The sequence below is a fragment of the Anaerosporomusa subterranea genome, assembly GCF_001611555.1.
In the GTDB taxonomy this organism is placed as follows: Bacteria; Bacillota; Negativicutes; order Sporomusales; family Acetonemataceae; genus Anaerosporomusa; species Anaerosporomusa subterranea.
In genome coordinates this window covers 1016836-1042447 of sequence record NZ_LSGP01000017.1, presented here as the reverse complement: position 1 = coordinate 1042447, position 25612 = coordinate 1016836, and the positions used below count along the sequence as shown (strand labels likewise).

The 25612-nt window shown below is 47.0% G+C and carries 19 protein-coding genes, 1 riboswitch and 1 other annotated feature; of the genes, 2 read left to right on the top strand and 17 right to left on the bottom strand.

All coding sequences use genetic code 11. From position 1 onward, the window contains the following. Window positions 1-33 precede the first annotated feature (33 nt). From AXX12_RS12305 to AXX12_RS12250, 12 genes are all read right to left on the bottom strand, one after another. Window positions 34-462, bottom strand: coding sequence for an ATP-binding protein (locus AXX12_RS12305; RefSeq protein WP_231881874.1), 429 nt, complete (start codon window positions 460-462; stop codon window positions 34-36). After that, window positions 452-820, bottom strand: coding sequence for a DRTGG domain-containing protein (locus AXX12_RS12300; protein ID WP_066242891.1), 369 nt, complete (start codon window positions 818-820; stop codon window positions 452-454). The genes AXX12_RS12305 and AXX12_RS12300 overlap by 11 nt, the downstream gene beginning before the upstream one ends. 103 nt (window positions 821-923) lie before the next feature. Then, complete coding sequence (locus AXX12_RS12295; RefSeq protein WP_066242888.1) at window positions 924-2210, bottom strand: O-antigen ligase family protein; 1287 nt, start codon at window positions 2208-2210, stop codon at window positions 924-926. A gap of 65 nt (window positions 2211-2275) precedes the next feature. Then, on the bottom strand, window positions 2276-3577 hold the full coding sequence (locus AXX12_RS12290; protein WP_066242886.1) for a bifunctional folylpolyglutamate synthase/dihydrofolate synthase: 1302 nt from the start codon (window positions 3575-3577) through the stop codon (window positions 2276-2278). Window positions 3578-3839: 262 nt separating this feature from the next. Continuing rightward, a complete protein-coding gene (locus AXX12_RS12285) occupies window positions 3840-6518 on the bottom strand; it encodes a valine--tRNA ligase (protein ID WP_066242883.1) in 2679 nt (892 codons plus the stop codon). A 225-nt stretch (window positions 6519-6743) separates the two neighbouring features. After that, window positions 6744-6958: a binding site (T-box leader), on the bottom strand. A 530-nt stretch (window positions 6959-7488) separates the two neighbouring features. Continuing rightward, window positions 7489-8172 carry an HAD family hydrolase gene (locus tag AXX12_RS12280; protein WP_269448405.1) on the bottom strand — a complete coding sequence of 228 codons (684 nt, stop codon included), beginning with the start codon at window positions 8170-8172 and terminating at the stop codon, window positions 7489-7491. Between the two features lie 359 nt (window positions 8173-8531). Beyond that, complete coding sequence (locus AXX12_RS12275; RefSeq protein ID WP_066242877.1) at window positions 8532-9665, bottom strand: trans-sulfuration enzyme family protein; 1134 nt, start codon at window positions 9663-9665, stop codon at window positions 8532-8534. 131 nt (window positions 9666-9796) lie between these two features. After that, complete coding sequence (locus tag AXX12_RS12270; RefSeq protein ID WP_066242876.1) at window positions 9797-11236, bottom strand: NAD(P)/FAD-dependent oxidoreductase; 1440 nt, start codon at window positions 11234-11236, stop codon at window positions 9797-9799. Between the two features lie 594 nt (window positions 11237-11830). Next, window positions 11831-12400, bottom strand: a complete 570-nt coding sequence (locus tag AXX12_RS12265; RefSeq protein WP_197470701.1) for an HD-GYP domain-containing protein — start codon at window positions 12398-12400, stop codon at window positions 11831-11833. Beyond that, on the bottom strand, window positions 12397-12858 hold the full coding sequence (locus AXX12_RS12260) for a chemotaxis protein CheW (RefSeq protein ID WP_197470700.1): 462 nt from the start codon (window positions 12856-12858) through the stop codon (window positions 12397-12399). The genes AXX12_RS12265 and AXX12_RS12260 overlap by 4 nt, the downstream gene beginning before the upstream one ends. A gap of 29 nt (window positions 12859-12887) precedes the next feature. Continuing rightward, entirely contained in the window at window positions 12888-14603 is a 1716-nt protein-coding gene (locus tag AXX12_RS12255) for a methyl-accepting chemotaxis protein (protein ID WP_066242866.1), read from the bottom strand. Window positions 14604-14768: 165 nt separating this feature from the next. Continuing rightward, the gene (locus AXX12_RS12250; protein ID WP_066242864.1) at window positions 14769-16310 is read right to left on the bottom strand and encodes a PAS domain S-box protein; all 1542 of its coding nucleotides are present in this window, start codon (window positions 16308-16310) and stop codon (window positions 14769-14771) included. A gap of 614 nt (window positions 16311-16924) precedes the next feature. On the opposite strand from AXX12_RS12250, the gene AXX12_RS12245 reads away from it, so the two are divergent. Then, a complete protein-coding gene (locus tag AXX12_RS12245; RefSeq protein ID WP_066242862.1) occupies window positions 16925-18265 on the top strand; it encodes a putative DNA modification/repair radical SAM protein in 1341 nt (446 codons plus the stop codon). Continuing rightward, a complete protein-coding gene (locus AXX12_RS12240) occupies window positions 18244-19050 on the top strand; it encodes a TIGR03915 family putative DNA repair protein (protein ID WP_066242860.1) in 807 nt (268 codons plus the stop codon). The genes AXX12_RS12245 and AXX12_RS12240 overlap by 22 nt, the downstream gene beginning before the upstream one ends. 88 nt (window positions 19051-19138) lie before the next feature. Here the strand turns inward: AXX12_RS12240 and AXX12_RS12235 are convergent, their stop codons facing one another. From AXX12_RS12235 to AXX12_RS12215, 5 genes are all read right to left on the bottom strand, one after another. Next, on the bottom strand, window positions 19139-21172 hold the full coding sequence (locus AXX12_RS12235; RefSeq protein WP_066242858.1) for a methyl-accepting chemotaxis protein: 2034 nt from the start codon (window positions 21170-21172) through the stop codon (window positions 19139-19141). Window positions 21173-21215: 43 nt separating this feature from the next. Next, a complete protein-coding gene (locus AXX12_RS12230; protein WP_197470699.1) occupies window positions 21216-22268 on the bottom strand; it encodes an HD-GYP domain-containing protein in 1053 nt (350 codons plus the stop codon). Between the two features lie 454 nt (window positions 22269-22722). Beyond that, window positions 22723-22807, bottom strand: a riboswitch (cyclic di-GMP riboswitch). 166 nt (window positions 22808-22973) lie between these two features. Continuing rightward, window positions 22974-23612: a hypothetical protein gene (locus AXX12_RS12225; RefSeq protein ID WP_066242855.1), complete on the bottom strand. Its 639-nt coding sequence runs from the start codon at window positions 23610-23612 to the stop codon at window positions 22974-22976. Between the two features lie 3 nt (window positions 23613-23615). After that, window positions 23616-24356: a 4Fe-4S dicluster domain-containing protein gene (locus AXX12_RS12220; protein WP_066242852.1), complete on the bottom strand. Its 741-nt coding sequence runs from the start codon at window positions 24354-24356 to the stop codon at window positions 23616-23618. Window positions 24357-24366: 10 nt separating this feature from the next. Then, the gene (locus tag AXX12_RS12215; RefSeq protein WP_066242850.1) at window positions 24367-25578 is read right to left on the bottom strand and encodes an NAD(P)/FAD-dependent oxidoreductase; all 1212 of its coding nucleotides are present in this window, start codon (window positions 25576-25578) and stop codon (window positions 24367-24369) included. Window positions 25579-25612: the final 34 nt, after the last annotated feature.

Here is a 25612-nt window from a genome sequence, read left to right as displayed (position 1 = left end):
CACCACCCCTCCTGATTTAGCTGGCGACAGCTTTTAGTGCCGAATAGTCATAACAATTTGCGTGCCTTCGCCAACTTTAGATTGTATCGAGAATTCATCAGCGCAGCGTGCCATATTAGGCAAGCCCATACCTGCTCCGAATCCCATTTCACGAATATGATCAGGAGCGGTAGAATAGCCTTCTTTCATTGCCAGTTCAATGTTAGGAATGCCAGGTCCCTCATCCTCAACCGAAACTGTGGTGCAGTCAGGCTGAATATTGGCTCTAATTACACCGCGAAATGCGTGAATAATTACATTGAGCTCAGCTTCATAGGCGCTGATTGCGATGCGGCGGATAATCTCGGGACGGATGCCGATTTGTTGCAGAACTCGCTTGATCTTACTTGAGGCCTCGCCTGCTTTTTCAAAATCAGAACCGGTCAGGGGAAACTCAATCATAATTCCCGTTTCAGGCTTCACCGGGAATCACCCTTCTCGCACAGCCTTTGACGCCGTTTTTAAATAGGATGCCACAAGATTCAAACATTGGCAGGTCTGTCGCGAGTATAGGAATGCCTTTCGCTGCCGCCATCTGAATGAGCTCTCGCCCAGGACGTTTACCCCGAACAAATACGATAGCAGTTAAATCACTGATTTCTGCAGTCCGAACTACCTGAATGTTGGTCAGGCCGGTTAATAGTAACGTCTTCTCCTTCGTGTAGGCTAAGACGTCGCTCATCAAATCGGCGCCGCATGCAGTTTGGATCTCTGAACAAAGATGTTCGTCCCCCCAGACCACGTCTGCCTCAAGCAGTTTGCAAGCGTCTCCGAGAATCACCCGTTCTACCTCCCTGGCTATTGCCACAAAGATTGTTCGAAAATTCACAAACTTTTACATAAAAAATGAGAGGGCTTAAAAAGCCCTGCACATTTACTATGTATTATGTATTTCGCTCCACAATGTTTTTTTCCTGCTGCACATTATAAGAATTTTTCGTCTGTATTCCGACCTCTGCCTGCTTGACTGCAATGACAACGGCAAACAGCAACCAAGCCAGCATTGACAATTGAATGCTAAAGAGGATATGGTCAGTCAAACCGCTGACTGCAAGCCCCAAAATAGCGACAACCAAGCCTGTGAGCAATCCATGCACCCAAGCGGGATGGGATTCACGCAACAAACGAGCTGCGGTATGCGCATGGCAATACATGAAAGCGACAAATGCGCCTAGACCGGGAAGGCCTGTCTCTGCAGCCAAATGCAAATACATATTATGAGCATGGAAAATAACAGTGCTTTCATCATTAATGAAAAAATCATACTGCGGATATACCAGCCAATAAGCGCCCCAGCCGATACCAGAAAACGGGTTGTCGCCGATCATGGCCAGGGTACTATGCCACAGCGCCAGTCGCAGCGTAGATGAAGTGTCTGTTGGATGAAAGATTGAAACAATCCGACTGGAGACTTCACTAAAACACAGCATAACAGCAGGTCCGACAAGCAGCAGCCAAAGAATCCGCCGGTCATATAGGATTCCATAGGCGCCAATTACCACAGCCAGACTAACCCAGGCGCCGCGCGAATAGGTCAACACTAAACAACCACCAAGTACCATCACCAAGGCTAACATCGACACTTTCTGATCACCTGCTGTAAGCTGCAGCCCCAGCCCGATGGCAATCGCGATAATGGTAACCAAGAAACCGGCTAGCAAGTTGGGATTTTGCAGAGTAGAAAACACACGGACCTTCAAATCAGGAAATTGCTGCGCATCAACCCATTCAAAGGAATTGGCATCAACCCCGAGGATGTACTGGTAAAAACCATAAAGTGAGACGATAACCGCTGACGCCAGCAAAGCGCCAACTAAACGTTTGATTTGTTCAAAGGACTTAACATTATGGCTGACAAGATAATAAAGCAGAACATACCGCCCCATCAAATGGCCATAATTGTAAAAACTAAAGAATCGGTCAGGTGATGCTGCAATCGACAGCGTCCCAAACAAGATGAGCAGAGCCAAAATGTGATCAAATGGCAAACGGCCAAGCTCCCAGGTCCGGGAAATCAGCATCTTGCCAAACCAAATCAGCGAGCCAGTCACCAGAAAGGTGGTGGCGATATCGAGAGAAAGAGGCAGAAAAAAGACAACCGCCAGAATGGAAGCATCGATCAACAAATTTAGGCGGTCAAAGTTTGTCTGCGTATGTAGCGCTTTATTCACATTTACTCACCAACGCGTTCTAGTAACAGCATGCGGGCAAAGTTTTCAGCCAACTGCCTTATTCATTATAGCGAAGTGTGAGACAGTTGTCTACTTAGAGCCGCCTTACGTGCCTCGCCGACTTGATACAGAGAGCCAGCCACGCACACAATTCCGTCAGGACCGGCTAAATCCACAGCTTGCCGGATGCCTTCACTAACTGTAGTTGACACAATCGCCTGCCCGGCGGGAAATTGAGCTGCAACTGCGGCAGGCTCGGCGGCTCGCGGCGAATCTGGCTTGACAGTGACTACCCGATCTGAGTGCCTAACCAGCGTTTGACTTACTCCTGAAACATCCTTATCGGCTAAAATACCTAGCACAAAGACAACCGAGCGGTCGGGATATATTTCATCGAGTGTCAGTCGCAACGCTCTGGCACTGTCAGGATTATGCGCACCGTCAATAATTAGATCAGGCTTATGACCCAAAAGTTCAAATCGTCCCGGCCAAACTGCTAGCCGCAGGCCTGTTATCACCGCTTCTTCAGTCAGACGAGGTTCGCTCTTTCCTAACAAACGCAGGGTCATTAGCACCAGACCGGCATTTTCCGCTTGGTGCCTACCTAACAGCGAGATCGTATATTGACTCTCACTGCCTTCATTCTGAAATGTAATAAATTGCTGTCCATCGCGGATTCCCTGTGATTCGCACGAAAAGTTCTGTCCGGCAATATAAACGGTAGACCCGATCTCAGTCGCCTCAGACTGAATAACAGCTAAAGACTCACCTCGCGCGGCGGTAACTACCGGCTTGCCAGCCTTTATAATTCCCGCCTTGTGACTGGCGATATCACGCAAAGCTGGTCCTAACTTGTCTGCATGCTCGAACGTCACGTTGGTAATAACCGCTATTTCTGGAGTAATCACATTCGTAGAATCAATGCGCCCCCCCAAACCAGCTTCGATAACAGCGTACTCCACACCAGCAGCAGCAAAATAATGAAATGCAGCAGCGGTGATCAATTCAAACTCGGTTGGGTGTTCCAAGCCATCTGCTTCCATCGTGCTGGCCAAAGTAGCAACTGTCTTGATAGCGGTGGCAAACTCGTGCTGGCTGACAGTTTTTCCGTCAATGCTGATGCGTTCGGTGTAATCATCAAGATGCGGCGAAATATACATACCAGTCCGAAAGCCAGCTGCCGTAAGAACCGCAGACAGCATGGCAGTGGTTGAACCTTTACCATTCGTGCCGGCTATGTGGATGGAGCGAAAGCGGCGTTCAGGATGGTCTAGAAGCTCGAGAAGTTTTGTAATCCGGGCTAAGCCTAAATTAATGCCAAAACGCTGCAAAGAGGCTAAATAGTCTAAGGATTCTTCGTATGTCATGTTTGCCTCCTGTTCGAGTGTAAGAAAAACCGTCGTTATTTATGAAACTCTTCAGCATTTGTATTGCAAGGTTCATTAGCATCGTGCGCAGTCTTTGGCACGTCAACCGCAGAGTACGCGGAGAGCGCAGAGGGCACCCGCAGAGGGTTACGGGGCACGGTTTTAGTATAAGAAATACCATATTCGTTCCCTCTGTGTCCACTCTGCGGCCTCTGTGTACTCTGTGGTAAAACGTCGCCCCGGCACTTATACGTATAAAGACTTACAAACTAGCTAAATACTCCAGACGTTCTTCAATAGCGGCCAGTTTATCGCGGTATTCCTTTTGCTTGCCCTTTTCCTTCTCGATGACTTCCGCTGGGGCTTTGGCAACAAAGCTTTCATTGGCGAGTTTGCCGGCGACGCGGGCAACTTCCCGCTCCAAACCCTCCCGTTCCTTATTGAGACGGGCAGTTTCTTTCTCGATATCGATCAAGCCTTTCATCGGCAGATAGATCTCTACTCCGTTGACCACAGCAGCCATCGCGTTGTCAGGTTTCGCTTCTCCAGCCAGAATAACGGTTGGCTCCGACGCGGCCAATGTTCGGATATAGGCTTGGTTGGTAGTCAGTATAGCAGCAATCTCCGCATTGGCTGCCGCTAGCACAGCTTCCGTTTTCTTGCCAGGCGGAACATTAACTTCAGCCCGCATATTGCGAATAGCTTTGATCGAGTCCATCAATACTGTCATCGCCTGTTCAGCTGCAGCATCAGTCAATTCAGTTTGCTGTTTTGGCCACTCGGCAATTATTAGGCTCTCACCCTCATGCGGCAAATGCTGCCATATCTCTTCAGTCAGGAACGGCATGAACGGGTGCAGCAGCTTCATCGTATTACTCAAGACAAACCAGATGACATACTGTGCAGTCGCCCGATTTGCCTGGTCTTCCTTGTTATAGAGACGGCTCTTAGCCAATTCAATATACCAATCGCAGAATTCGTTCCAGATAAATTCGTAGCTTGCCCTTGCGGCTTCACCCAGTTCAAACTTCTCCAGGTTTTCCGTCACATCAGCCACTGTGCGGGCATAGCGACTGAGAATCCAGCGATCAGCCAGGGTGAATTCGCCAGGCGTTGCCTTTGGATCAAAGCCTTCGAGATTCATCATCACAAACCGTGAAGCGTTCCAAATCTTGTTGGCAAAATTGCGTGCAGACTCCACCCGTTCCCAGTAAAAGCGCATATCATTACCCGGCGTATTGCCTGTCACGAGTGTGAACCGCAGCGTATCCGCTCCATACTGCTCGATCACTTCCAGCGGGTCGATGCCGTTGCCGAGCGACTTCGACATTTTGCGGCCCTGCGAGTCTCGCACCAAACCGTGGATGAATACATGGCGGAAGGGAATTTCGTTCTGGAATTCAAGGCCCATAAAGATCATCCTCGCCACCCAGAAGAAGATAATATCATACCCTGTCACTAGCACGCTGGTAGGGTAAAACTGTTTTAACTCGGCCGTCTGATCTGGCCAGCCCATGGTCGAAAACGGCCAAAGAGCAGAACTAAACCAGGTATCGAGCACATCCGGATCTTGTTCGACCGCGCCGCCGCATTTGGCGCAGGCGGTAACAGTGGTGCGAGACACGGTCACTTCGCCGCACTCCTGGCAATACCAGGCGGGGATACGATGCCCCCACCAGATTTGACGTGAAATGCACCAATCCCGGATGTTTTCCAGCCAATTGGTGTAGACTTTAGTGAATCGATCAGGCACAAAGGAGATGCGGTCAGATGTAACTGCCTCGATCGCCGGCTCAGCCAGCGGCGCCATTTTGACAAACCATTGCCGGGAAATAAGTGGTTCAACAACAGTCGTGCAGCGTTGGCATTGACCAACAGCATGGCTATGATCAGCGATCTGCACCAAATAACCGGCGTCTTTCAAATCAGCCACTAAGGCTTTGCGGCATTCATAGCGATCCATGCCGGCGTATTTGCCGGTGTCGGCAGCCATCGTCCCGTCAAGGTTAATCACTACAATTTGTGGCAGGTTATGACGAAGTCCCATATCAAAGTCGTTTGGATCATGAGCAGGCGTAACTTTAACCGCTCCGGTTCCAAATGTCGGATCAACATATGCGTCTGCGACAATCGGCAGTTTGCGCCCAAGCAGCGGCAAAATCAGATTCTTGCCAACCAGATCTTTATAGCGGGCGTCATCTGGATGCACTGCCACGCCGCTATCGCCGAGAATAGTTTCTGGGCGAGTAGTGGCAACTGTTACATATTGTCCGTCTTCTCCCTCAACCGGATAGCGGACATGATACAAGTGGCCGGGGCGTTCTTCATGTTCCACCTCAATGTCGCTAAGCGCCGTGTTACAGCGCGGGCACCAGTTGGTGATGCGGTTTCCTTGGTAAATCAAGCCTTTTTCATAAAGACTGACAAAGACTTCGCGGACTGCCTTTGAGCAGCCTTCATCCATGGTAAAGCGTTCACGCTCCCAGTCGCAGGAAGCGCCTAACCGTTTAAGCTGGTTAAGAATCCGGCTACCATATTGTTCTTTCCAATCCCAAACCTGCTCAATGAACTTATCCCGTCCCAGATCATAGCGCGAGATTCCTTCTTTAGCGAGGTTCTCTTCTACTTTAATCTGAGTGGCAATGCCTGCATGGTCAGTGCCAGGCATCCATAACGTATTGTAACCTTGCATCCGCCGCCAGCGAATCAAGATATCCTGTAGCGTATTATCCAGCGCATGGCCCATGTGCAGTTGGCCGGTGACGTTGGGCGGCGGAATGACGATGCTATATGGCTGTTTCTCCGGCTCAACGGCAGCGTGAAAAAGGTGATTCTCTTCCCAGAAACGATACCATTTCTCTTCAACTGATTTTGGATCATAGACTTTAGGGATATTGTTTTCTTGTGCGTTGTTGGTTTCAGGTGTCTCTGATGTTGTCATGGTTCTTCCTCCTAGCCGCAATGCGACAAAAATATAAATGTAGACTTGCATTAAGTGGTTTTTAATTCCACCATGCTTAGTTGAATTTAGACTGAGGCTCGAAATCTACGATTTCGTTAAGCCGAAGGCTCCCTTTAGGGGATTCGAGCTACGGCCTGTTATCCCCGACCTAAAAGAGGGCGGGGTCTACAGGCCGTGCGAAGGACAAATAAAGCTCTTTCATCCAATAAGGACGAAAGAGCTTTTCTTCCGCGGTGCCACCTTGCTTCCCGGCTAACCGGGCGCTTAATGGCGGTAACGACGCCAACGGCCACGCCTACTGTATTCAGCGTAGCGGCTCTAAGACGACTTCTGCTGACCGCCAGAGAGACCTCACAACCAAAGGGCCTCCTCTCTGAGCCGGCGGGGAACAGCATACTGCTTCTCATCATAGCCTGTATAAATATATATGTTAAATATAGCTTTTACATTAAAAAATGTCAAGGACAGACGCCATATAGCTGACATGAGGCAGTGCCTAAGTTTACTGCCTTACAACACCAGTATCTGCAGTGGCAGCACAATTTCAGCATCATGTTCTGAAAAAAATCGTCACCGACTCTATGTTGTCGGCGACAAAGATAACCAGTAGCTAAGGGAAGGAACAAATCAACAAAAAGATAGGCAATTTTTACCTTAGTGTACATATCACAGTGAGTCTGCGATTTGTTCCAGGTGTTGTGCCATCGCCCGCAATTCTTCCTTCAATTTGTATTGCCGTTCCGTTGAGTGAGTCAGAATCAATGAACCGATCACTTCGCCATGGCCGTTGCGTATGCCGCAGCTCTGGCAATACAGGGAACGCCATGCAGAGACTTATCAAGAATGGTTTCTGTAAAATATGACAGAGTTGTTTCTGCTTCTACAGGCAAAACTCCTCAAAAATTGCCTTGCAGGAGTTTTGGAATGGTAAATATTTCTTCACAACAGACTAACTTCGTGCTTCTTCCAGTCTGGCCATAAACGTCGCTGCAGATGGCAAACTTTCAACCGCCCACCAAGGAGAACATTCTCGAAGTTGTTGCAGACTATATGTGCCTGTCGCCACTCCGAGTGTAAATGCGCCAATATCCTTGCCGCAACGAATATCATTTGGCGTATCGCCAATAACAAAAACAGATTGTATGTTTTGAGTTGTCATTGAGCGTGTTATAGCTAACGCGCCAGCTGCGACTTCATCGCGAGTTAAGTTGCAGTTACAAAAAGCGCTGTTGTCAAAATTGAAATAGTGATCCAAACCGAATTTGCGCAATTTGAGTTCGGCTCCCAAGCGACTGTTGCCTGTTAATAAAAGTGACATACAGTCACTTCGCTGGTGCAGTGCGTCCAGAATCTCGCGAATAGAAGGCAGAACCCGGCCCTCGCGGACATCAAGGTGATTAGGCAGCAATTGCTCATACCGTTTGGCCAGTGTTATCACCTCAGCCGGAGTTGCGCCGCGACCTGTCACAGTTTCAATGATTTCCGCCGCAATCGAGAAGTCTGTCATGCCTGATGTCTTGATTTGCGCAAAGTCCACTGGTTGAGACCATATCTCGGCAGTGGCCTGTTCGAACGCGTACAGCCCTGCTTTACCTGTTTTAATCAGCGTACCGTCAATATCCCAAAATAATATCTTCAGTTTAAAGTCTCCTTCCCATTATGTCGTCTTAGACCAATAGATTCTGACATGATTACAAAACTCCTGCAAAGATCACCGGGTCCCTTCAAGAAACTAATTCCCGCAAATAAAATAAGCAGAACTGCGGCGAATTTTACGCCACCGCAGTTTTTCTATTATTGACAAAGTTTTTTTGCTATTGTTGTCACATGTTTTCCTTGAAAATTTACTGCAGCCAGTTCATTGGCGCTAGGCATTCTTTCGCCCCCGCCGCCGGTGATTCGCGTTTGGGGATTTCCCAAAGCCAAAACACCTTTTCATAAACAAACACCTGCAAAGTCGTAAAACTTTGCAGATGTTTTCTCAAAATGTTTTTAACGTTGCATAGCCTGTTCAAGATCGGCAATTATATCAGCCGGGTGTTCAATCCCCACGGATAGCCGAATGAGGCTGGGCGTAACTCCCATTTGTATTTTTCGCTCAGCGGGAACAGAGCCATGTGACATCACATCAGGAAGATTTACCAGCGATTCTACTCCCCCGAGGCTGTCACCTAACACGCAGAGTTTCACTCCCGACAAAATATGGCGGGCGAGCTCTCCATCGCCTACATCAAAAGAAACGACATTACCGGCGCCGCTGGCCTGAGTCTGGTGCAGATGATAACCAGGATGATCTTCAAGCCCAAGGTAATAAACCTTCTTCACCTCAGGCCGTGACCGCAGCCATGCAGCCAATTCGCAGGCATTTTGTGACTGTCGGTCCATGCGCACGCCAAGCGTTTTGAGTCCTCTCAGCAATAGCCAGGAATCAAACGGGCCTAATACGCCGCCGGTCAAATTTTGCACATAATGCAGTTCTTCCGCAATTTTAGCATCTTTAGCTACCACCACGCCTGCCAACACATCGCTGTGCCCGCCAATAAATTTAGTAGCGCTATGAACAACGATGTCTACGCCAAGTTCAAGCGGGCGCTGTAAGTAAGGCGACATGAACGTATTATCTGCCACCGTTAGCAACCCTCGCTGTGATGCAAGCGCCGTTACGGCCCGAATATCGGTAACCATCAGCGTCGGGTTAGATGGAGTTTCAATAATCAATGCTTTGGTATTCGGCTTAATCGCGGCTTTAATATCTGCCAAATTCCCGAACTCTACATAGTCAACCGAAAGTCCGAAACGGCTAAAGATTTTATCCAGCACGCGCGAAGTTCCACCATATAGATTCTGACTGGCAATGACATGGTCACCGGCACGAAACAAATGGAAGACTGCTGTCAAGGCGGCCATCCCTGAGCCAAAGGCGAACCCTTGGGCTCCGCCCTCTAACAAAGCCATTTGCTCTTCCAGCGCATGGCGGGTTGGATTATTGCCTCGAGAGTACTGGTAACCACCTTGCTGGCCTACTGTATGCTGTCGAAAGGTCGAAGTCTGATAAATCGGCGTATTTACCGCTCCGGTTGCCGAGTCTCCTTCTACACCGTGGATGAGTAATGTTTCAAGACGCATGATTTTCCCCTCCTCAAATCTAATCTTATTCTACTGTCTTTTATCTTGTCAATGGCGGGAAGAGATAAGTAAATTCGCGTCCTTCACGCAGGTGTGACTAAGCGTAAGTAAAACGACCCGGCCTTAAACTCTTACAAATTCATATAGTCGCCGCGTTTTGCCCGCTGCGCTAAGACTGATGATCTCTTGCCCCTTTGCGTCACTTCCTCGAGCGGAATGTTTAGCTCGCGGGCCAGCAATTGTCTTACCCGCGAACCACAAAATGCTCCCTGGCATTTACCCATCCCCGCCCGGGTGCGCAGCTTAACAGCGTCAAGGGATTGCACCGGAATCCCCCGGTGCAAGCTGTCGATAATCTCTGCTTCGGTTACTTGCTCGCAGCGGCAGATGATATGATTCTCAGGATCAGGCGAATCAATCCGTCCGTTAAAATCAGCAGATTTTTTCCTGATGATTGGCTGTCGGCAGGGCTGGAAGGATGATTTCTTCACCAACTCGAGACCAGCCATTTCCAGGATATCCACCACTTTCAAAGCAATCGCCGGAGAAGCCGTCAAACCAGGAGAATCGATGCCAATGAGATTAATAAAGCCCTTAACTTTGCTTGCTTCGATGACAAAATCCGTTCGATTGGCAATCGGTCTGTTGCCGGCAAATGAAGTCAGCGCCTTTTTCATATCAAAGCCAGGTACCGATTTTCTGGCTGCAAGCACAATACGCCTGATTGTTTCCTCATCTGTTCCTACATCAGCCTTGTCGCCGATATCTTCGGCATTCGGACCGATCATCAAATTTCCGTGATAGGTGGTAGTCACCAAAATCCCTTTACCCAGTTCAGTCGGAACCTGAAAAATGACTGATTTAACAAGGTAATTCTGGTCTTTGTCTAATAGAAGATATTGGCCGCGGCGCGGGGTGATGCGAAAATCGTCAATACCAATCATGCTGGCGATTGCATCACTGTATACGCCCGCAGCGTTCACGACAGTTCTTGCCACTAGTTCGCCAGCGCTGGTGACAATCGTAAACCAGCCGTCAAACGGCTGTATGGCGGTCACTTCAGTGTTAAGCCGCAGTTCGACGCCATTTTCCACAGCATTTTCCGCCAAAGCGATGACAAACTCATAAGGCGACGTTACACCCGCATTCTCGCAGTACAAAGCGGCTTTTACTTCTCGACTGAGATGTGGCTCCATCTCTCTTGCCTGTTCGCCGCTGATAACACTTAAGCCCTGTACTCCATTTCGCAAACCCTGATTATATAGCTTTTCGAGTTTCGCGACGTCCTCTTCCCGGAATGCCAATACCATCGACCCAGTCTGTCTATAGCCGAAGCACAACTCCGCGTCAAGCTGCTGATACAAGCGATTACCGGCAACGCATAATTCTGCCTTGAGGCTGCCGGATTCATCGGAATATCCGCCATGAACAATGCCGCTGTTAGCCTTAGAGCAGCCGCAGCTTACATCCGCTTCCTTCTCCAGAACACAGACTCGTAGTTTGTAGCGCGACAATTCTCTGGCAATATTCATGCCAACTACACCTGCTCCGATAATGCAAACATCATACATTACGTTCCACCTCCTAATTAGGCAACAAGAATAATTTGCGTAAACAAAAGACAGAAAAGGCATAAGGTCATATTCCACTACAAAACGTTCTACGAAAGATTCCATAAACCTCCATAAAAGAGATAAACACTTGTTTAGCAGAACTTTTCTCAGTCATTAATGCGAACTTTATTCAACCATCTGCGAAATACGTTTCCTAATCATCAGAGGTACAGGTATGACGCGTTAGAATAAGTTGTTAGTTAGTGTGCTGCCGCCAAACTGTGCCTTCACTCATGGTCACAAAGGCTTTATCTGTATCCCCTTAGATTTCACTTAGGGTGGCGATTTGCCTTCCCGGCCAATGCAGCCAAGTAACACTACAATCTAGGCAACAGCAGCAAGCCGCCAAATTAAGCCACCACGACACGAAGTATCCTTTAGCTGCAATTTCAGGTTTCCTAAAAACATAACACTCCTGCCAATTCTACAAAATTTGGCAGGAGTGTTCGCCGTCACCAGTGATATGGTTCTCCGTATCACTGGTGACGGCGATTTCTTCAGTCCGAACGCAGACTAGAGAGGATCATCAGCAATTATATTTTAAACAAATTTTCAGACACCTTGGGAGTCCACTACTATACTTGTAAATTCCCTGCTAATTTCAGGGTCAAACTGCGTCCCGCTTAACTGCGCAATCTCCCCAAGAGCCCTATCAGACGTAAATGGTTTGCGATAACACCTTATGGTAGTCATTGCATCATATGCATCGCATAGTGCCAACATCCGACTTAAGAATGGTATTCTCTGGCCTTGAAGTCCATAGGGATATCCTTTACCATCAACCCTTTCGTGATGATACCGAACTGCTTCGGCAATTTTCTCGAATCCGCTGATTCCCGAAAGCATCTCTGCTCCGACACCAGGATGCCGCTTGACAATAGCGAACTCACGCTTCGTCAGCCGCGCTGGTTTGTTCAAAATGATCTCAGGAACGCCAATTTTACCGATATCATGCATCACGCCAGATAAATATGCCAAGTTTATCTCTTCCCTAGAGAACGCAAGGTGTTCCGCAAAATCGACCATTAATTTTGCCACACGTTCACTATGTTTCCCATTGCAACTATTTCTGGCGTCTATCGCTTTGGCGAATTTAATAAAGCTTGTAAGTTCGTTTGTCAATCCCCCCACTTCTGACATCCTGCTTCTCTCATCACTATCATTTCTTCTTGACTGAAAAGTTTGTCCAAATCCAAAATGATCAACAACCGCTTATCCACTTTGCCGATGGATCTGATAAACTCATTGGACTGCGCAATTCCGTTGGCTGCTTCTATTAAAGTCTCTTCCAGTCGTATTACTTCTGTAACCGCATCAACCACAAGCCCCATGTCCTGCCCTGCCGCTTCCACGATAAGCGCTTGTTTATCAGAGTTTTTTGCAGTCAGTAATGCAAACTTTCCTGCCAAATCAATAATAGGAATTACTTTGCCCCGAAGATTTATAATTCCGTCCACATATCCGGGCGTATTAGGCAGTTTAGTAGCGCCGTTATAGCGAATAATTTCTTTGACCTGCGATATAGGAATGGCATATTCTTCGGTTGTTAACTGAAAAACAACTAATTGTTCAGATGCCACGATTTACCACCCAGCCTTTCATACAAATACTAAACCTGGAACTGCCTGACGGCTGTCTGGAGATCCTGGGCCAGCTTGGCAAGGCTTTGGCTCGAGGCTGCGATTTCCTCCATGGAGGCTGATTGTTCTTCTGTGGCCGCCGATACCGTTTGTGATTTCCCGACGGCTGCTTTAGTATGTTCGTCAATCTGTTTCACAGACGTCACAATGTGCTGACTGGCACCGGCCATCTGCTGCGTGGCTGCAGAGGTCTCCTTCATCTGTTCAGATACTTGCGTTACCAACGTCGCAATTTCCTTAAATGCTTGGCCTGCCGTTGTTACAACTTCTGTCCCAACCTTAACCTCGCGAGTACCTTCACTCATAGCGACAACGGCTTTATCTGTGTCCCCTTGAATTTCGCCAATCAGGGTGGCGATTTGTTTTGCCGCATCTTGTGATTGCTCTGCCAACTTACGAACTTCTTCCGCTACAACAGCGAACCCTCTGCCTTGTTCGCCCGCTCTGGCGGCCTCAATAGCGGCGTTAAGCGCCAGTAAGTTTGTCTGCCCGGCGATCCCGGATATCGTATCGACAATCTGCCCGATTTCTTTCGATCTCTCGCCCAGCTTAGCAACAACTTGTGCGGAATTGTTGACAGTCTGTTCAATGTGCGCCATTTGACTGACCGCCTTCTCCACAGACTTATCGCCTTCCCTTGCCCTTTCGGCCGCTTGAAACGAATTGCCGGCTACCTGATTGGCACTAGCGGCCACTTGTTGGATGCCAGCTGACATCTGCTCTACCACGGCGGATGTTTCATCTACTGCAACCAAGCTCTTTTCTGCGCCCTGTGCAATATCGCTAATTGATCCGGCGACTTGAGTTACAGCCTGAGCTGACTGTTCAGCGCTGGCGGTCAATTCCTCTGAAGAGGCGGCCACATGTTCAGCCGACTCATGGACCTGTTTAAGGATTGTACGGATACTACCCCGCATGGTTACCAGCGCATCGGCTAATTGGCCAACTTCATCTTGTCTAAGCATCTGGCGCGGTTTATCACGAAAATCTCCGGCTGCGAATTCTTCACAAGCTGATACCATAAAATTTAAGGGTTTTGTGATCATCCTGGCAATGAAAAACCCACTTAGACCTAATATTAAGAATGCTGCCACAAGGAGTCCAATCGTAATCTGCGTAGCCTTTGCGGCTGCTGCTTGGGTGTCAGCGTCCATTTGTGTTGATAGTTGCGCATAATAATCGGAAAGATTATTTAAATTGTCAGTAGTTTCAGTGGCTAGCGCATCTACACTCGTAACATATATTGCATAAGCCTCCGCATTTTTATTTTCTAGTGCTAAATTTATAACTTGAGCCCTGACCTCGCGATACTTCTGTAAAGACGATTTCGTTTTAGCCAATAATTCCTTGGCTTTGGAATCCAAATGAGACTTTTCAATTTCTACGAGATTATCATTAAATCTTTTTGCTCCATCATCAATTGTCTTTTTTAACGTTTGATTTTTTTTCGCATCCGTAGTGAGCATCAATTCCAGTACTGCTGCATTCAGTCTATTAACAATTGCACGGTTTTCATTTAAAAGCTTAACGGGCAGCAATCGCTCCGCATACATAGTGTTCATATCCTTGCTTGCCTGTTGGAGATAATAATACCCAATACCTCCCACAGCACCTAATGATATGAATGCGACAAGAATTAAGACACCTAATTTCAGGCTTACTTTCATGTTATTAAAGAAGTTCAACGTATTTCCCCCTTTTTTAAGATTATATATTTTTATGAATTTTATGTAACTTCAACAGTGAGAACTAAAAGGCATTTGCTAAAATGGATAATTTTTCGACAAAAAACGCGCTTATTGTTATCTGCTTAGGATAACAATAAGCGCGTGCGGAATTTACATGTCAGTTTACAATTTTTCTCGCAATTTTTTCAATTTTAATGCCACGGCAATATTCAGCCGTTCCTCGGGGTCATCTATTTCTAATTGCAGTAATCGTTTAATTCTAATTTTCCGAAAGGCTAACGTTTTAGGATGGATATGCAAACGTGCTGCCATTGCGTTCATAGAATCTCCAGATATAATTTCCTGCAAGGTCATAAACCATTCTTCGTTTCTTGACGAAGGTCTTTCTAATAGAGGGCCTAAATAATCTTGGATAAACGCTATTCCCGCAGTGGACTTTGCTTGCTCGATAAGAAGTCGATTAACTCCTAAATCTCGCCAATGGTGTATGTATTTTTCAGGATGAAAAACTGGTCCAACCCTAACCGCCTCGTATGCTTGTGTATATACAGTTTTTATTTCCGTATGTGTTGTTGAAACTCCAATCATATAATGAATGCCGCGAAAAACATCCTTGATGACATTCGAAATTTTCTCCACCCATGTTGCATCGTCGTGAATTGATCTAGCACGTGATTTTTTTGAACTATGGTGCAAGATGACAATGCCATGTTCCGTATGCCAGGCTAATCCTCCCAGACGAGCATAGATCAGGTCTACTGCTGTGTCAACCCAAGCCTGCCACTCTTCCAAATCCTTCTTTAAAAACTTTAGCCGGTCATCCGAGCAGTCAAGTACGACCATACAACAAACCAAAGGTGGCGCTATCTGCAGGCCGTTTTCTTCAGCCATACTAAAAAACTCTTCCTCTGTAATACGGTTTTCTATCACATCATCTAACATTTTGTCACGTTGGCGCCGCTCATACATTGTTCTTGCTAATGCTTCTGCACGCCGACGCGCAGTGATGTCGATGCCAACGGTTACAACACTTGCTTGCCCGGTCACAGCATCTTTCTGGAAGCAGTTCATCCACTCAATCCAAACTCTTCGTCCATCTTTTTTCGTAACTTCACATACAATCTTTTTATAGTTTGCCGAGTTGTCAAATAGGTCTTTATAATATTTCCACAAGTTACGCCCTGTGCTTTCGAATTCTGGCAGCAGAGTGTCTTTAAGAGTATAGCCTATCAAATCCGATGACTGATAACCCAAAAAATTGGAACCAAACTTATTAATAAACAATATCCGCCCTGTTTCATCGACGTTCATAATGATGATCTGTGCATCTCCAATAATGTCCCGATATTTCTTTTCGCTTTCACAGAGAGCTTCAGTAGCGTCATAGACAAGCCCGACGATGCACTTTTGGCCATCAAAAGCCCCATATTCCACAAACAATCGATACGTAATGATTTGACCGGTTTTTGCACATAATTTTGACGCGAAATTCTCTACTTTTCCGTCTTTAGATAACATATTCACAAGTGTTTCGCGGTCTTGTGGGCAAGCCCAAATGTTCAGTTCGGTAGTTGTTTTACCGATGACCTCTTTTCGTGTGTATCCGAAGGTGGTTAAATATTTTTCATTAACCTCTATGACTCGATCATCCACCAAGGAAGTCAGGATGACAGCGAGGCATTTGATATCTAAAAGCTGCTGCACTGAGTGTATCGACCCTCTTCTTTCGGAACCCTTCATTCGGATAACTCACACAATTTCAGATTCATCTTGGTAACTGTGCCATTCGAGGATCCTCCTAAAGAGATAACGTCTTTCCATTATCCCGAAGTCTACTAGCTAAAATACCCATGACCTACTGCTGTAAAGTAAGTCATAGGTATTTCTGCATTTCAAATGCACGCCCTCGCAGAACCGGACATCTATTACAGTAGGCTCGCTTACCTACTTCACGAAACAGTATTTGCCTATCAGTGCCGCGGCACGAGCAGGATGAAAATACCTCACCGGCACCGCTTAGCTAATTCTATCCCCGCTTCTTCAGGGGGCAGCCCCCGTTTTCACTTCTCCAATCAAACGTCTGTCCAGTAATTAATCATATACTTTATTTAAATAATTGCCAAGAAAATTTTTCTAAAAAGCCTTTGCAGTCCCAGAACATATGTTCTATAATATAAATAAGTGACACCTAGCCGCTCGTAGACTAAGGCCCGAAATCTATGATTTTGTTAAGCCGGAAGCTCCCTTTTCGGGGCACTCGTTCATGTAAGGAAGCCTTAGAGTGATTTGGTCATCGGATAAATAAGGAGCTGTTCTGCGTGGATGTTTTTGACAAGTTGAAAATCTTGACCGACGCAGCTAAATATGATGTTGCTTGCACTTCCAGCGGAGTGAATAAAAAGGCGACAGCCGGAGGAATTGGCAGCGCGGCAGCCAGTGGTATTTGTCACAGCTTTGCCGGGGACGGGCGCTGCATTTCATTATTAAAGGTGCTGATGAGCAATGCTTGCACCTATGATTGTAAATACTGCGTTAACCGTAAATCAAATGACACGCCGCGGGCTTCCTTCACGCCACGCGAATTGGCAGAGCTGACCATCAATTTTTATCGGCGCAATTACATAGAGGGACTTTTCTTGAGCTCTGGTGTACTGAAAAATCCTGACTATACCTCAGAGCAAATGATTGAGGCGCTGCGCATCCTGCGGCAGGAATACCGGTTTTCCGGATACATCCACGCAAAAGCCATTCCCGGGACAGACAGCGCGCTAATCGCCCAGCTTGGCATGTTGGCAGACCGCATGAGCGTAAATATCGAGCTGCCTTCCCAACGCAGTTTGCAACTGCTTGCACCCGACAAGTCAAAGCATTCCATTTTGGCGCCGATGGGATATATCAAAAATCGGATACAAGAGAGTTCCACAGATATCATCAAGTATCGGCATGCGCCAAAGTTTGTTCCTGCCGGTCAGAGTACCCAGATGATTGTCGGCGCTACGCCAGACACCGATTGGCAAATTTTAAATTTAACTGAAGGTCTTTATAAGAAATATAAGCTTAAGCGCGTCTTTTTCTCTGCCTATATGCCTGTGACCGAAAATGCTCTGCTACCGACCCTAGATACCAAACCGCCACTTTTGCGAGAACACAGGCTTTATCAGGCTGACTGGTTGCTGCGATTTTATGGCTTCGCGGCAAACGAGCTCTTAGACAAGAATAACCAAACTTTTAATCCCTATATCGACCCTAAATGCAACTGGGCGCTCAATCATCGGGAATTCTTTCCGGTGAACATAAATCGAGCCCCCTATGGTGACTTACTGCGGGTGCCGGGCATCGGTGTAAATAGCGCAATGCGAATTGTTACAGCCCGCCGCACAGCTACCCTCAGTCTCAATGATTTGAAAAAGCTGGGGGTTGTCCTTAAGCGAGCGCAGTATTTTATCACCTGCGGCGGCAAAGCCGCGGCCGACTTGAAAATCTCGCAGGATGCGGTGCTGCGGTCGTTACTATCTGAAAAGACGTTGGCTATGGTTCACCAAAGCTTCCCCCTACAGTCAACGTCAGAACAGCTCTCTCTATTCGAGCAACCATTGATGATCCAGTCGTCTATATCATCACAGGAGGACACACGAAAATGCTTAGCAATTCCAATCTGATGTATCGTTATGATGGAAGCTTTGACGGACTGCTGTGCTGCGTGTTTGAAAGTTATGATAAAAAAGAGATTCCAACCGATATTCTTCTGCCAGACACACCCCAGACCCTACTTTTCCCTGCAAAAGAGATTACGACTGATTTTCAAAAATCAAACCGGGTGCTTGCTTCTATTCCAAAGAAAATGGGCATTGCTGCATTAGACTTCGTACGGCATGCCTTTTTAACCTGTCTTACTCAAAAGGAACTTCACATCTTGTTATTCCTGCGCATGGGCTACCGCTGCGGTCCGTCGGTGATGAGCATGCTGACTGACGATGTGGTCAATACGCTCAATAAAGCTGTCAAGCACTTGCACAATGAAAGTCACCTGCTGAAAGGCTTTCTGCGTTTTTCTGTCTGCAACAACGTCCTCGTGGCTGAAATGGAGCCGAAGAATTACGTACTCCCCCTGCTCACGCAGCATTTCTGCGAACGCTATCCGGAAGAACGTTTTTTAATCTATGATAGAACTCATGCCATGGCACTAGCATACCAACCCTATCAGTCTGCCGTTATCCCCATTGATGCTCTCGAGCTGCCCGAACCAGATGAGCAGGAACAATCTTTTCGCGACCTGTGGCGACTTTTCTATGATACGATCGAGATTCAGGGACGTCACAATCCTACCTGTCGCATGAGTCATATGCCAAAGCGTTACTGGAAATACATGACCGAGTTCGGTTCTGCACAAACAAAGTCTCTGCTAAGATTAGAAGGCTCTGGCGATTCTTTTGCAGGACGATAAGAAACATAAAATGCCCATGACCTACTGTTAGCAAAGTTGGTCATGGGCATTTTACTTTATCAAATATTCTTTCTTGCTAAATCATCGACTAAACACGAAACTTACTAACAGCTTCTTGGAGTTCCTGGGCCAAATGGGCAAGACTCTGACTAGATGAAGCAATTTCTTCCATCGAAGCTGATTGCTCTTCTGTAGCCGCTGATACTGTTTGGGCTTCCCCTGCCGCATTTTTACTTAGTTCATCGATTTCTTTCACTGATGATACAATTTGCTGACTTCCACTTGCCATCTGCTGAATGGCAGCGGAAATCTCTTTCACTTGACCTGAGACTTCTGTCACCAGAACCGCTATTTCGCTAAAGGCATGACCAGCGGTCGTCACAACCTCTGTCCCAACTTTAACCTCACGTGTACCGGCGCTCATAGCAACAACGGCTTGGTCTGTGTCTCCTTGAATTTCGCCGATCAGCGTAGCGATCTGTTTCGCCGCATCTTGTGATTGTTCGGCAAGCTTACGGACTTCTTCGGCGACTACAGCAAAGCCTCGTCCTTGTTCTCCAGCTCTTGCAGCCTCAATGGCGGCGTTAAGCGCTAGCAGATTTGTCTGTCCGGCAATTCCTGATATAGTATCAACAATCTGTCCAATTTCCTTGGATCGCTCACCGAGCTTGGCAACTACTTGCGCAGAATTATTGACTGTCTGTTCAATTTGGGTCATTTGGCTAACAGCTTTCTCAACAGAATTGCCGCCTGCTTTAGCCGTTTCAGCAGCTTGAGTCGACTTTCCTGCCGCAAGGTTAGTATTGGCAGCCACTTGTTGGATGCCAGCCGACAATTGCTCTACTACTGCCGTCGTTTCATCAATCGCATGAACTTGTTTGTCAGCTCCAGTTGCCACTTCGCTGATCGATACCGCTACTTGATTTGCTGCCATGGCTGATTGTTCGGCGCTGGCAGTCAGCTCTTCTGAAGAAGCTGCAAGCTGTTCGGATTGATTATTCACCTTGGCGACCAGCTCTCGCAAATTCGTCCTCATGTCCCGGAAGCCTTTCGCTAGTTGGCCGATTTCATCTTCTGAAGTAACTTCTGCCACGCGCTCCCGTAAATCGCCCTGAGCTAAGAGTAGACATTCGTCCCTGATCACCGTAATAGGTTTAGCGAACCGTTTAGCGATGATGACAATAGCGACTACGGTGATAAGTAAAGCTACAATACAAAGTATCAGCATCGTTCGGGCCAGAGTATCAGTTTCCTGGGTGGCTTCTGCTTTGGGGGCTGCAACCGTCATCACCCAGCGTTGACCGCCTGGTAAGTCGACCGGCGTGACTACCGCGATCCTCGTAATGCCGTCAACAAAGGCGTATTCTCCCAGCATCTGTTTCCCCGATTCGGCTGCCGCCTTAAACAGATTGATCAGACGGTCGTCAAGTTCGCTCTGCTGCAGCTTAAGTTCAGCATTGATCTTCTTCTCGCGAAGGTTTAACTTTCCGACAAGCTCAGAGCTGTCGGGATGGGCAATAATCGTGCCGCCATCATCGGCGAGTTGACCGTACCCTGTATCCAAAAACTTCAGTTCCGCAATCGCAGCGCTCAGTCTTTCCATAGAAAATGTTCCGATCAGGACCCCGGACAACTGTCCATTGTTCATAACCGGCACAGCCAAAACAACAGCAAGTTTACCGGTTGCTTTGGAAACTAATGGATCCGAGACAACTAATTTCTTTGTGGCAATAACCTTTTTAAAATAATCGCGCTCGCTGTATGTAGCGGTCGCTCCCGTGTTGACAACGCCTGAACCATCAGGCGAAGCGAAAATAATGACATCAAAAGTGCCAAGCCTTTTTTGAGCCTCCGCCATGACAGTAACAATTTGGCCCTTATCACTACCTGTACGGATAATTTGGATATTAGCTAGATCCTCCAGTTGCGATATCAGAAGTTCCATATCACTATACACCCGCTGACCGTAATCTGCTCCCACCGCCTTGGCTGTGGCATCAATACTTCTTGTTAATGATTGATGTGAGAGATAATAGCTAACCCCGGACAGCACGCCTAATACCACGATAATAAGGGGCAACAAGATAAATAGTAATCGGGTTTGTATGTTTTTGATTTTCATTTTTATAACACTCCTTACATTGGTCAAACTTTACTACCCAGGACTACTTTGCGATATCCATTATTTCAACTGTTTTATTTTCTCGCAGATCTAAGTAAGTGCCATCTACCAATTTTATGGTTGGTTTACTAGTAAAAAGATCGTTCAGATACACGACCTCGCCCTTTTGCCCGTTACTCAACAATACCATACTACTTGACAAGTAATTTTTGATGTGACGCAAAAAAGTTAAACACAATAACGGATCCAGTTGTGTATACATCTGTTGAACGATTGTTTCTGCGGCACAAAAAGGGCTTAGCCGCTTGCGATATATTCTATCACTAGTCATCGCATCATAAATGTCTGCAATCGCAATGATTTTAGCATAGTAGCCTATTTGATTTTCAGTTAACCCGAATGGATAACCGCTGCCGTCAATGCGTTCATGGTGTTGCAAAACCCCGATTTTAATTTCGGCAGCAATTTGGTCAGATTGCAATAACAGTTCATACCCCTTAGAAGGATGGGTCTTAATCGTTAACATCTCTCGGTCGGTAAGCCTGCCTGGCTTATTCAAAATTTCTGTAGGAATTGATACTTTGCCTATATCATGTAAAAGGCCAGCCGTAACTAAATCTTTCAAATTCCCCTTAGTCATACCTACCAATTTTCCTAAGATCCCAGAGATGATGGAGACATTAATCGAGTGTCGATACGTATAATCGCAGTGAACTTGGATTCTCTGGAGGTAACCAATGGAGCAGCGTGCATTAATTAAAGGTCCGATGTGCGAATCAACCAATTTAGTAATTAGTGTTAGAGGAAGCTGTTTTGAAAAGCGAGCCGTTTCAAAGGCATGCTTAAATGCCTGCAAAGTTTCCTGGTAGAACAAGTAATAATCAGTTTGATTACTGATCTGCGCTTTATCTCCGGAATCCGCCTCTGTGCTCAACCAGTTGTCACAAACGACATCAACAAAAGGAATCCGCCTCTTTAGTAGATAATAAATTTTTTGGTTAGTGAGCTGAATTCCGTGCGTAAGGAGAACTTGTCCATCTTTTGTGACAATATCATTCGCCAGAACCATACCTGGCCTAGCGGTAAAGATAGACAATTTCCTAGCTCGCCCCATCTAATTTCACTTCCATTCTAACTAATAATTCGCACCTTTTTCTTCTGGTTTAAGAATTACACAATTCTCTTATTGCCTAATCCACACTTCAGCTTACAGCTTGGACTCCGGGTGGAAGCCGAGGATCTTCTAATTGAGACGATTCATCTTTTGACTGTCGGAAAGAAATTACTTGGTTTCTTCCTGAGTTTTTACTCCCCTTTACGGTAGCGAAAGTCTTAGAGTGGCTTGCTATCTGGAAATTAAAATGCACCTAGTCCGTAAACTAGATGCAAATTTGCTTTTACCTAGAATGGTTATTCCAGGCCACAAACAGCATAGTTGTTTCTGATTCTGATAAAGAGCTCTCCCTTTACCTTCCGCTAAAACGACTGGGTATCCTCCACTGCACAAAATGTAATAAAATTAGCACCAGTCGACAGACTGGTGCTAATTAATCAGCAACCTGGCAGTCGTAGACACTTGTCCGTAGACCCATGGCTTTGCGTCCTTACCTTTCGGTAAGTTTGCCCAAGTATGTAGTAATATATGGTACTTAACAAGTTCATATTTTATCACGAAAATTCAGATTGTCAAGCACTCCACTATTATTTCCCGTTACTTTTTAAGAGAAACAACCATTTCTCCCGAATACAGCGGCGAAATGGTTCTTTTATTTTCAAACCGGCACGTTTGATTAGCACTTACCTACTTCACCGATACACTAAACAAAGCACAATAATCGTCAATCAGTTCAGCTGCCCGAACAGGGTTGAAAATACCGCACCGGCACGGTTTAGCTAATTCTATCCCCGCTTTCTCGGGTGTCAACTCCCCTTTTTTCACTTTTCTGATCAAACGTCTGACCAGTCCCTGGGCCACCATTCCATGGCCACACATGGTTGTCACCTGAGAGATATCTTCTTCCGGCATTTTTTCTGTTTTCCCCAGGACACCAAGTGAATGTTCGACTGCATGGGGTTTGACCCCTGCCTGTGCACAGCACTCGAATAATTTATCAAAAAGGCCGGATACCGTAAGAGACATACCCAGCTCAGCCTCTTTAACTTCCCTCAGTAGGGCGGTAAGATCATTGGCATCAGCTAAAACGACATGGGTACTGCTGATAGTAAGATTTTCATGCAGATCATCGTAATCGGTAACAAACTGGTTTCCCAGTTTAACATCCCCGAGATTAACCGGATGATGTTTGTGAGCTATCCGCAAAAACTTCTGCAGTTTGGGTCTGGCTCCGTCATGATTGAACCCGCGGGCCGGCATGGCATGCATAGGAAAATCGTTGGCCAAATTTTCCGGCGTACCCCGCCGGTGTAACGTATGCGACATAAGCTAAACCTCCTTCGCCAGTGGTCGGCCAAGACCGGTATTCATCTTACCATTAGGCAGGACTGGCCAGTTCAGAGAGCGCAGAATGGGAAGCGTAGGAATTGAATTATCCTCGTCGAGAACGGTAATCAAGTCCACGCTGAAAACGCAGTCAACTTGGCTGGCTATCCCGCGAATAGTTTCTAGTACTTCAGCCATTTTCTCCAGCGGTACAAGCATTTCAATAATCGCAGAAAGGACTGTTTCGTTCTTCACTTCATCTTTAAAAATACCGGTCTTCGGATCAGCCATCAACCTTGTACACGGATTGTTAGATTCAAACTCCACTCCCAGACTTGCCAGCGCTGTAGCTACTTTTTCGATATCGGAAAAGCGAGCGCCGACACTTGGCCGCCCCATCTCGCAGGAGATGCCGACAAAACCGCGTTTGATCCGCCCAGTTATCTCATTCGTCTTTATCTCTTCCGTACCCCGCCCGGCCACTTTGGTTTCGCGATGTTCCACCGTTGGGTCGCTAAAAGCTGACCGGATGGTGCGTGGCCACTCATAGTTTGGCATAAACAAAGCGTCTGCGGAACAAACAGCCGCTCGTAAACAAACCCCACAGTCAACACAGTCGTCTTCATCAATTTCATAATACAGCTTCGAATTCTTCGGATTACGCCGCCGGGACGATATATTGCCCAACGTACAGAATTCAATACACTGCCCGCACCCGGCGCACTTATCTTTATCGATCCGCATACCGTCCCTCCTATAATGTTAACAAGTCAACGAAGCTAAATGATGCTCCAAGCGGCGCGTACCTCTGCAGATTGGTTGAACAAGCGACAGCGCCGGCCAATACTCCTGCCTGCCTGATATCTCCGATCAATAAAACGCCTTTCAGCACATTGTCCCTAAGTACAAGCCGTTTATAAAGGTTCTCGTTGCGCACAGCCACAATCTCATCTCCGTCACTGCCGGTGACATCGCCGGCTGAAACCAATGGGATACCTGCTATTTCTACACTGTTCATTGTCAGATAGCCGTGATACGGTGTTGTATCACCTGCCATATTACGGGCGGCAACCTCCCCTTGCTCGACAGCCGCTGGCCAGGTAGCTGATACAATCGACTGTTTGCTGATCAGATCAGTCACTTGAGCGACATCACCAGCCGCATATATATCTCTTTCTGAAGTTTGTAGATATTCGTCCGTGATAATACCAGCAGCTATTTTGATGCCAGATGCCTGTGCCAAATCGGTATTAGGTCTGGTACCAGCGGCAACAATCACCATATCGCACGCCAGTATCTTCCCACCCATCCTCACGCCAATTACGCTGCCGTTACGTGTCTCCACAGCATCTACCTGAACACCGGTAAGCAAATCCACCCCTGCCGCGCCTAGGCCGGTCTCAACGATAGCTGCCCCGGCTTCATCAAGTTGTTGCGGCAGCACTCTATCCATTCTTTCAATCACAGTAACTCGCAAACCGCGCTTTGTTAACGCCAGCGCTGTTTTTAAACCAATCAAGCCTGCTCCAATGACAACGGCTGATTTCGCAACAGCCGCCGCAGCTATTATCCCGGCAGCCTGAGCCATGGTCCATAAGCTATACACACCTCGGGCAGTAATTCCCTCCAGCTTTGGGGCAACAGGGCGCGCCCCTGTCGCCAGCAACAGTTTGCGGTAGCCCAGCCGCTGTCCTGAGGAAAGCTCAACAATCCGTTCATCCGGGAGAATCCGGGTTGCATAATGGCCCATGATACAGCGTATCTCTTTAGCCTTAAATTGCTCAGCCGTCTGCAACACAGCATCTTCCGGCCGGTATTTGCCGGCGACAATGTCTGGTAAGTCAATGCGGCTGTAAAAGCAGTCAGTTTCATTGGTCAGCACCGTAATCTGAGCATTATTATCCAGTTTTCGCAGTTCATTAGCGGCCGCTGTGCCAGCCGTGCCTTGCCCTATAATAACATACATCAATCAGCCCTCCGGCTATCTAGGAGACCGTTGC

Coding starts and splice junctions, on each gene's coding strand:
- AXX12_RS12290 (WP_066242886.1), bottom strand. CDS start 3,577: ATGACATACGAAGAATCCTTAGACTATTTAGCCTCTTTGCAGCGTTTT.
- AXX12_RS12285 (WP_066242883.1), bottom strand. CDS start 6,518: ATGACAACATCAGAGACACCTGAAACCAACAACGCACAAGAAAACAAT.
- AXX12_RS12275 (WP_066242877.1), bottom strand. CDS start 9,665: ATGCGTCTTGAAACATTACTCATCCACGGTGTAGAAGGAGACTCGGCA.
- AXX12_RS12270 (WP_066242876.1), bottom strand. CDS start 11,236: ATGTATGATGTTTGCATTATCGGAGCAGGTGTAGTTGGCATGAATATT.
- AXX12_RS12240 (WP_066242860.1), top strand. CDS start 18,244: ATGCTTAGCAATTCCAATCTGATGTATCGTTATGATGGAAGCTTTGAC.
- AXX12_RS12235 (WP_066242858.1), bottom strand. CDS start 21,172: ATGAAAATCAAAAACATACAAACCCGATTACTATTTATCTTGTTGCCC.
- AXX12_RS12225 (WP_066242855.1), bottom strand. CDS start 23,612: ATGTCGCATACGTTACACCGGCGGGGTACGCCGGAAAATTTGGCCAAC.
- AXX12_RS12220 (WP_066242852.1), bottom strand. CDS start 24,356: ATGCGGATCGATAAAGATAAGTGCGCCGGGTGCGGGCAGTGTATTGAA.
- AXX12_RS12215 (WP_066242850.1), bottom strand. CDS start 25,578: ATGTATGTTATTATAGGGCAAGGCACGGCTGGCACAGCGGCCGCTAAT.